At 71.2% G+C, this 6637-nt stretch carries 6 protein-coding genes and 1 pseudogene; 1 reads left to right on the top strand and 6 read right to left on the bottom strand.

Annotated elements, in window-relative coordinates:
* Together MR1_RS16665 and pheA are read right to left on the bottom strand one after the other, a co-directional pair.
* A pseudogene (locus MR1_RS16665) lies at positions 1 to 435 on the bottom strand (hypothetical protein); the annotation flags it as partial.
* A 27-nt stretch (positions 436 to 462) separates the two neighbouring features.
* A complete protein-coding gene (pheA, locus tag MR1_RS16660) occupies positions 463 to 1416 on the bottom strand; it encodes a prephenate dehydratase (protein ID WP_231819889.1) in 954 nt (317 codons plus the stop codon).
* Positions 1417 to 1566: 150 nt separating this feature from the next.
* Between pheA and pgm the strand changes: the two genes are divergently transcribed.
* Positions 1567 to 3210, top strand: coding sequence for a phosphoglucomutase (alpha-D-glucose-1,6-bisphosphate-dependent) (gene pgm, locus MR1_RS16655; protein WP_067249560.1), 1644 nt, complete (start codon positions 1567 to 1569; stop codon positions 3208 to 3210).
* A gap of 110 nt (positions 3211 to 3320) precedes the next feature.
* Here pgm and MR1_RS16650 read toward each other — a convergent pair whose 3' ends face one another.
* From MR1_RS16650 to MR1_RS16635, 4 genes are all read right to left on the bottom strand, one after another.
* Positions 3321 to 4184 (bottom strand): ABC transporter ATP-binding protein, encoded by an 864-nt coding sequence (locus tag MR1_RS16650; protein ID WP_233460403.1) that lies wholly within the window; start codon positions 4182 to 4184, stop codon positions 3321 to 3323.
* 10 nt (positions 4185 to 4194) lie between these two features.
* Positions 4195 to 5241, bottom strand: coding sequence for an ABC transporter substrate-binding protein (locus MR1_RS16645; protein WP_067249558.1), 1047 nt, complete (start codon positions 5239 to 5241; stop codon positions 4195 to 4197).
* A gap of 26 nt (positions 5242 to 5267) precedes the next feature.
* Complete coding sequence (locus MR1_RS16640) at positions 5268 to 6119, bottom strand: ABC transporter permease (RefSeq protein ID WP_084344837.1); 852 nt, start codon at positions 6117 to 6119, stop codon at positions 5268 to 5270.
* Between the two features lie 251 nt (positions 6120 to 6370).
* A partial coding sequence (locus tag MR1_RS16635) for a glycerate kinase (protein WP_174522555.1) occupies positions 6371 to 6637 on the bottom strand: 267 nt, incomplete at its 5' end.

Genomic DNA, 6637 nt, shown 5'->3' with positions numbered 1-6637 from the left:
GAGCCCGTCCACCACCCGTTCGGCCCAGTCGCGGTCGCGACCGGTCGCGGCGCGCAACGCGGCGACGGCGTCGTCCCGGCGACCGGCGGCCACCAGCTCCACCACCTCGCGCGGGAGCTCCGCGTCTCCGGCGGCCGCATCCACAGGTCTGCCCGGGGCACCGGGTGTCGGGAAGGGCGGCAGCAGCCCCGCCGGGGCGGGCGGGATCGGCGCGGGGCAGGGCGGGACCGGTCCGGGCGCGACCGGGCTCCCGTGGCGGGTGGAAGCCGCGGTGCCGGACGGCGAGGAGGTCGGATTCAGGACGGCCCCGGAGGGCAGGACCGTGCCGATGCCCGGCGGGTCGCTCCGCCGGGTCCGACGCCGCGCCGCCACGAGGCCGACGATCGCGACCGCCGCCACCACGACGATGCCGATCATCAGCGCGCCCGAGACCATGGACCGCCTCCCGATTCCGACCGGACTCTACTGCTCGGGCTCGCCGGAGACGAGGCTGCGCAGCCAGTCGCGGGCCTCGACGAAGACCTCGTCCGCGTACCTCTCCGGGTACTGCACGATCCGGCGGTCGGCGCGCGGGTACGAGCCGAGGTAGACCACGCGCGGGCTGAACCGGCGGATGCCGAGGACGGCGTCCGCCATCCGCTCGTCATGGATGTGCCCGTCGGCGTCCAGGACGAAGCGGTAGCGCCCGAGCTCGTCGCCGATGGGTCGGGACTGCAGCAGCGACAGGTTGATCCCGCGTGTGGAGAACTGCTCCAGCAGCTCCAGCAGAGCGCCCGGGTGGTCCTCGGGGAGCTCGACGATGAGGGAGGTCTTGTCCGCACCGGTGGGAGGGGCCGGAGCCGTGGTGCGCGTGACGAGGACGAACCGCGTCACGGCGTTCTCGTTGTCGCCGATCCCGTCCGCCAGCAGCTCCAGGTCATGGTGCCGCACGATCCCCGGCGCGGCGATGGCGGCATCGGCGGGGAGCGTGCCGTCCAGGATCCCGAGGGCGGAGGCGACGTTGCTCGCCGCAGGGACGTGCGAGTGGGCGGGAAGGTGCGCGCCCAGCCAGCCGTGGCACTGCGCGTACGCGACCGGGTGAGCGGCGATCACCCGCACGTCCTCCATCCGGGTCCCGGGCGGGGCGACGAGGACGAAGTCGACCTTGACCAGGTACTCGCCCACGATCCGGAGCCCCGGGAGGGTCGCGAGCGCGTCCAGCGTGGTGGTCACCCCGCCCTCGACGGAGTTCTCGATCGCGATCATGGCCGCGTCGCTGCGTCCTTCCAGCACGTCGGCGAGGGCCTCGCCCACGTTGTGCACCGGGCGCCATTCGTGGCCGCGGGCCTCGGGGACCTGCTCGAGCGCCGCCTCGGTGAACGTGCCGGCCGGCCCCAGGTAGCTGTACGTACGGCGTGCGGTCTCGGCTTCGGTCACGGCGTTCAGCCTAGCCCCGCCCCGCACACGCCGAGTGGTCAGTTTCTGTGGGTTCCGGCGCCGCGAACCCACAGAAAGTGACCACTCGGGAGATGACGTGCGAGTGCGCTTCGGGGTGCAGTCAAAGGAAGCACGCGGCAGACTGGTCCCATGACGAGCCGAGCCGGCCTCCCCGCGGAGGAAAGTGACCTCATCGACGTCGACGAGCTGATCGCCGCCTACTACGACCGCGTCCCCGATCCTGAGGTCCCCGGCGAGCGCGTCGTCTTCGGCACGAGCGGACACCGCGGGTCGTCCCTGTCGAACAGCTTCAACGAGCGCCACATCCTCGCCACGACGCAGGCCATCGTCGACTACCGCCGCGCGCAGGGCATCCAGGGCCCGCTGTTCCTCGGCCGGGACACCCACGCCCTGTCCCGGCCCGCGGAGCGCAGTGCGATCGAGGTGCTCGTCGCGAACGGCGTGGACGTGCGGGTGGACTCCCGCGACTCCTGGGTCCCCACCCCCGCGCTCAGCCACGCGATCCTCACCCACAACCGCGGGCTCGCGGCGGACGAGGCGGGCCGTGCGGACGGCATCGTCGTGACCCCGTCCCACAACCCGCCGCGCGACGGCGGCTTCAAGTACAACCCGCCGCACGGCGGCCCGGCCGACACGGACGCGACCGGCTGGATCGCCGAGCGCGCCAACGCCCTCATCGCCGCCGGCCTCGACGGCGTGCAGCGCGTGCGCTTCGCCGACATCGACCCGTCGACGATCGGCACGTACGACTTCCGCGACGCCTACGTACGCGACCTGCCCTCGATCATCGACGTGGATGCGATCAAGCGCGCCGGAGTCCGGATCGGCGCCGATCCCCTGGGCGGCGCGTCCGTCGACTACTGGGCGCTGATCGGCGAGCTGTTCGGCCTGGAGCTGACGGTCGTGAACCCGGAGGTGGACCCGACCTGGCGCTTCATGACGCTCGACTGGGACGAGAAGATCCGGATGGATCCGTCCTCGCCGTCCGCCATGGCCTCCCTCGTCGCCAAGAAGGGCGACTACGACGTGCTCACCGGCAACGACGCGGACGCCGACCGGCACGGGATCGTCACCCCGGATGCGGGCCTGATGAACCCGAACCACTACCTCGCCGTGGCGATCGACTACCTGTTCGCGCACCGGCCGGGCTGGCGGGCCGACGCCGCGATCGGCAAGACACTGGTGTCGTCGATGATCATCGACAAGGTCGCCGCCGCGCTCGATCGGCCGCTGCTGGAGGTGCCGGTCGGGTTCAAGTGGTTCGTCCCCGGTCTGCTCGACGGCTCGGTCGCGTTCGGCGGGGAGGAGTCCGCGGGGGCCTCGTTCCTGCGCATGGACGGGACGCCCTGGTCGACCGACAAGGACGGGATCCTGCTGTGCCTTCTCGCCGCGGAGATCATCGCCGTCACGGGGAAGACCCCCTCGCAGCGGTACGCGGAGCTGGAGGCCGAGTTCGGCGCCTCCGCGTATCAGCGCGTGGACGCCCCCGCGACGCCGGAGCAGAAGGCCGCGCTCGGGGGGCTCTCGCCGGAGGCCGTCACCGCGACGGAGCTCGCGGGCGAGCCGATCGTCGCGCGCCTCACCCACGCCCCCGGGAACGGTGCAGCGATCGGAGGCCTCAAGGTGCAGACCGAGCACGCGTGGTTCGCGGCACGGCCGTCCGGCACGGAGGACGTGTACAAGCTGTACGCCGAGTCGCTGCGGGGTCCGGAGCACCTGGCGCAGGTCCAGGCCGAGGCCCGCGCCGTCGTCGCCGGAGTCCTCGGCGCCTGATCCCGACGCACGCCGCGGTTCGGGGCACGTTTTCGGGCTGAACGGACCCGGATCGGACCCCGAAGCCCCGGGGTGCACCCCAAACCCGCGGAAACGCGAGAGAGCCGGGCTCAGTCGCCGCCGGGAGAACCCAGGAGCTCGCGCACACGGCTGGAAACACGGTGGAACTCGGGCGTCTCCAGCACCTCGGCGTACCCCCGCTGCGGCGGAAGGGCGACGCGGTGCTCCTCGAGGATTCGCCCGGGACGCGGGCTCATCACGATCACCCGGCTGGCCAGATAGACCGCCTCGGGGACGGAGTGGGTGACGAGCAGCACCGTGGTGCCGGTCGCCGCCCAGATCCGGTTGAGCTCGACGTTCATCCGCTCCCGGGTGAGCGCGTCCAGGGCGCCGAACGGCTCGTCCATGAGGAGCACACCGGGCTCGTGCAGCAGCGCCCGGCACAGCGACACGCGCTGCTGCATCCCGCCGGACAGCTCGTGCGGGAGCGCCTTCTCGAAGCCGGTCAGCCCGGTCATCTCGATGAGCTCGTCCGCCCGCTCCTGGGCCTTGCGCATGTCCATCCCGCGCATCTCGGCCTGGAGCAGGATGTTGCCCCGGACGCTGCGCCATTCCAGCAGCGCCGCCCGCTGGAAGACGAAGCCGATGTCCTGACGCGGACCGGTCACCGCCTCGCCCCGGAGCCGGATGCTGCCGCCGCTCGGCCGGGTGAGACCCGCGACCGCCTTCAGCAGCGTCGACTTCCCGCAGCCGGACGGACCGGCGATCGTGAGGAACTCACCCGCCTGCACCGTCAAGTCCACGTCCTCCAGCGCCGTCACCCGGCCCCGCTTGGAGGCGAACGTGATGGCCAGGTCGCTGATCTCCAGCGCGGTCCCCGTGGGCGCGTTCGTCATGGGCGTGCTCTCCTGATCCTGCTCCGGCAGACCGCGGCGTCCAGTCGCCGCGAGCCCCGAGTCCTGCATGGTCGGCATCGGGTCCTCGTCACTTCCCGGGCGCGAACGAGCCGTCGTAGTAGGTCTCGATCGTGCCGTCGCCGGAGATGAGTCCCGCCTTGGCGAGCACGTCGAGCGTGGCCTGCCAGTCCTCCTCGGCGTTCACGCCGGGAGCCTCGCCCTCGGTGGCGGACGTGGTGAGGAGCTTGATCGTCTCCTGCCACTGGTCGAGCAGGACATCCTCGGCGGGCATCTGCGGATCCTTGCCCGCCATGGCCGCGACGGCGCCCTCGGGGTCCTCGGCCGCGGCCGCGAACGCCTCGGAGGTGGCGGCGACGAGCTCCTTGACCAGGTCGGGGTTCTTCTCGATGGTCTCGTTCGGCGCGATCAGGCCGTTGCTGTAGAAGTTCAGCCCCGCGTCCGAGTAGCGCAGGTACGTCATCTCCTTGCCGGACTTCCCGGCGATGGTGGGCCCCTGGTCGTGCGCGAAGCCGATGAGTCCGTCCACCTGGCCGGTGAGCACCGCGGCGATCTTGCCCGCCGGGTCGAGGTTCTGCTGCGTCACGTCGGACTCGGAGAGCCCCACGGCCTCCAGATACATCGGGAACGTCGTCGTCGGGGCGTCTCCGGCCGAGACCGCGATGGTCTTGCCCTTGAGATCCTCCGGCTTCTCGATCCCGGACTCGGTGAAGACCTGCACAGCGGAAGGCGTCGTCTGCAGGAAGACGCCGACGCTGGTGATCCCCACGCCCTTGTCGATGTTGGCGAGGACCGCGGGGGTGTCGGCCCACCCGAAGTCGACCTGCTTCTGCCCGACGGCCTGTGCCGTCTTGGTGGAGCCCTGGCCTGCCTTGATCGTGAGGTCGATGCCGTGCTCGGCGAAGATCCCCTTCTCGACCCCGTAGTAGAACGGCGCGTGCTCGCCGTAGGGGTACCAGTTGAGCATGAGCGTCACGTCGGTGGTCTCGGCGGCGCCGCCCGATCCGCCCTCCGTGGGCGCGTCCGCCGGGGCCGAGGCCCCGCCGCAGCCGGCGAGGGCGAGGACGGAGGCGGACAGCAGCGCGACGGCGCCGAGGACGGATGCTGACTTCTTCATCAGGACTCCTGTTGTTCGGGTGCGGATCAGAGACGGACGGTGTTCGCGGAGACGTCGCGCTTGGACGCGTGCCAGGGGATGAGGAACCGCTCGGCGATCTGGATGATCGCGAAGAGCAGGACGCCGAGGATCGACATGATGATGAGGGCGGCGAAGAGCATCGCCGTGTCGACGTTGCCGTTGGCCTGGAGGATCACGTAGCCGAGTCCCTCGTTGGCGCCGACGAACTCGCCGACCACCGCGCCGGTCACCGCGAGGGTGGCGGCGACCTTCAGCCCGGACAGGAGCTCGGGAAGCGCGGCGGGCAGGCGCACCTTAAGGAAGGTCTTGGCGCGTCCTGCGCCCATCGTGGAGGTGAGCTGCAGGATCTCGGGGTCGACCGCACGCAGCCCCGCGAGCCCGGAGATGACGACCGGGAAGAAGGCCATCAGCACCGCGACCAGGATCTTCGGGGATGTCCCGAAACCGAGCCACACGATGAACAGCGGCGCGATCGCGATCTTGGGGATCACCTGGGCGAAGAGGATCACCGGGTAGAGCGTCTGCTCCAGGCCCTTGGAGTACACCATGACGACGGCGACGAACAGGCCCACGACCACGGCGATCACGAATCCGACGAGCGTCTCGTAGGTGGTCACCCAGGTGTGCTGCGCGAGGTAGGCGGCGTTGTTCGAGAACGCGGCCCACGTGTCGGCGGGCGACGGGATGATGAACGGCGGCACCCACTTCAGCGCGGTCGCGACCCACCAGAGGACGAGGACGACCGCGACGAACACCACGGGGTGCCAGTTCCGGGACCACCAGCGGAGGAAGGCGTTCGGCTCACGGCCGGCCGCGGGCAGAGCCAGTGCCATCGTCGCGTTCGTGGTGGACGACATGGGTCTCCTCGACAACTTCGTCTGTGGTGGATAGCGATGGGAAAGCGCATTCCCATCGGATGGAATCGAGCATATGTCGCCCGTCCGGGGCTGTCAATGCTCGGCGTCTCCGTCGACGCGTCCGCCGCCGCTCGCCACGATTCGGGGCGCGTTTCCGGGCCGAACGGCACCGGATCGGACCCCACGACCCCGGGACCCGCCCCAAACCGGCGGGAGGAGGGAGGAGGGAGGGAGGGAGGGAGGAAAGAGAGTTAGGGGGAGGCGAGGCGCGCGGCGGCGGCGCGCAGGTGCGTGATCGGATCGGCGAGCGCCGCCTCCGTCGAGCCGGCGATCCCGGTCAGGGACTCCGCGGCCGCGAACGGCGACAGGTCCGCGTCGTCCGTGATTCGCCCCGCCACGACGAGAGCCCGCGTGCCGGCCTCCGCGGCGAGCGCCGCCACGAAGGAGGGCACCTTGCCGTCACCGGACTGCCCGTCGTAAGAGCCCTCGCCGGTCACGACCACGTCCGCCCCGGCCAC

Origin of the sequence: Microbacterium resistens NBRC 103078 (assembly GCF_001552355.1) — a bacterium.
Taxonomy (GTDB): Bacteria; Actinomycetota; Actinomycetes; order Actinomycetales; family Microbacteriaceae; genus Microbacterium; species Microbacterium resistens.
The sequence above is the reverse complement of the archived record's forward strand: the minus strand, read 5'-3'. Positions and strand labels throughout refer to the sequence as shown.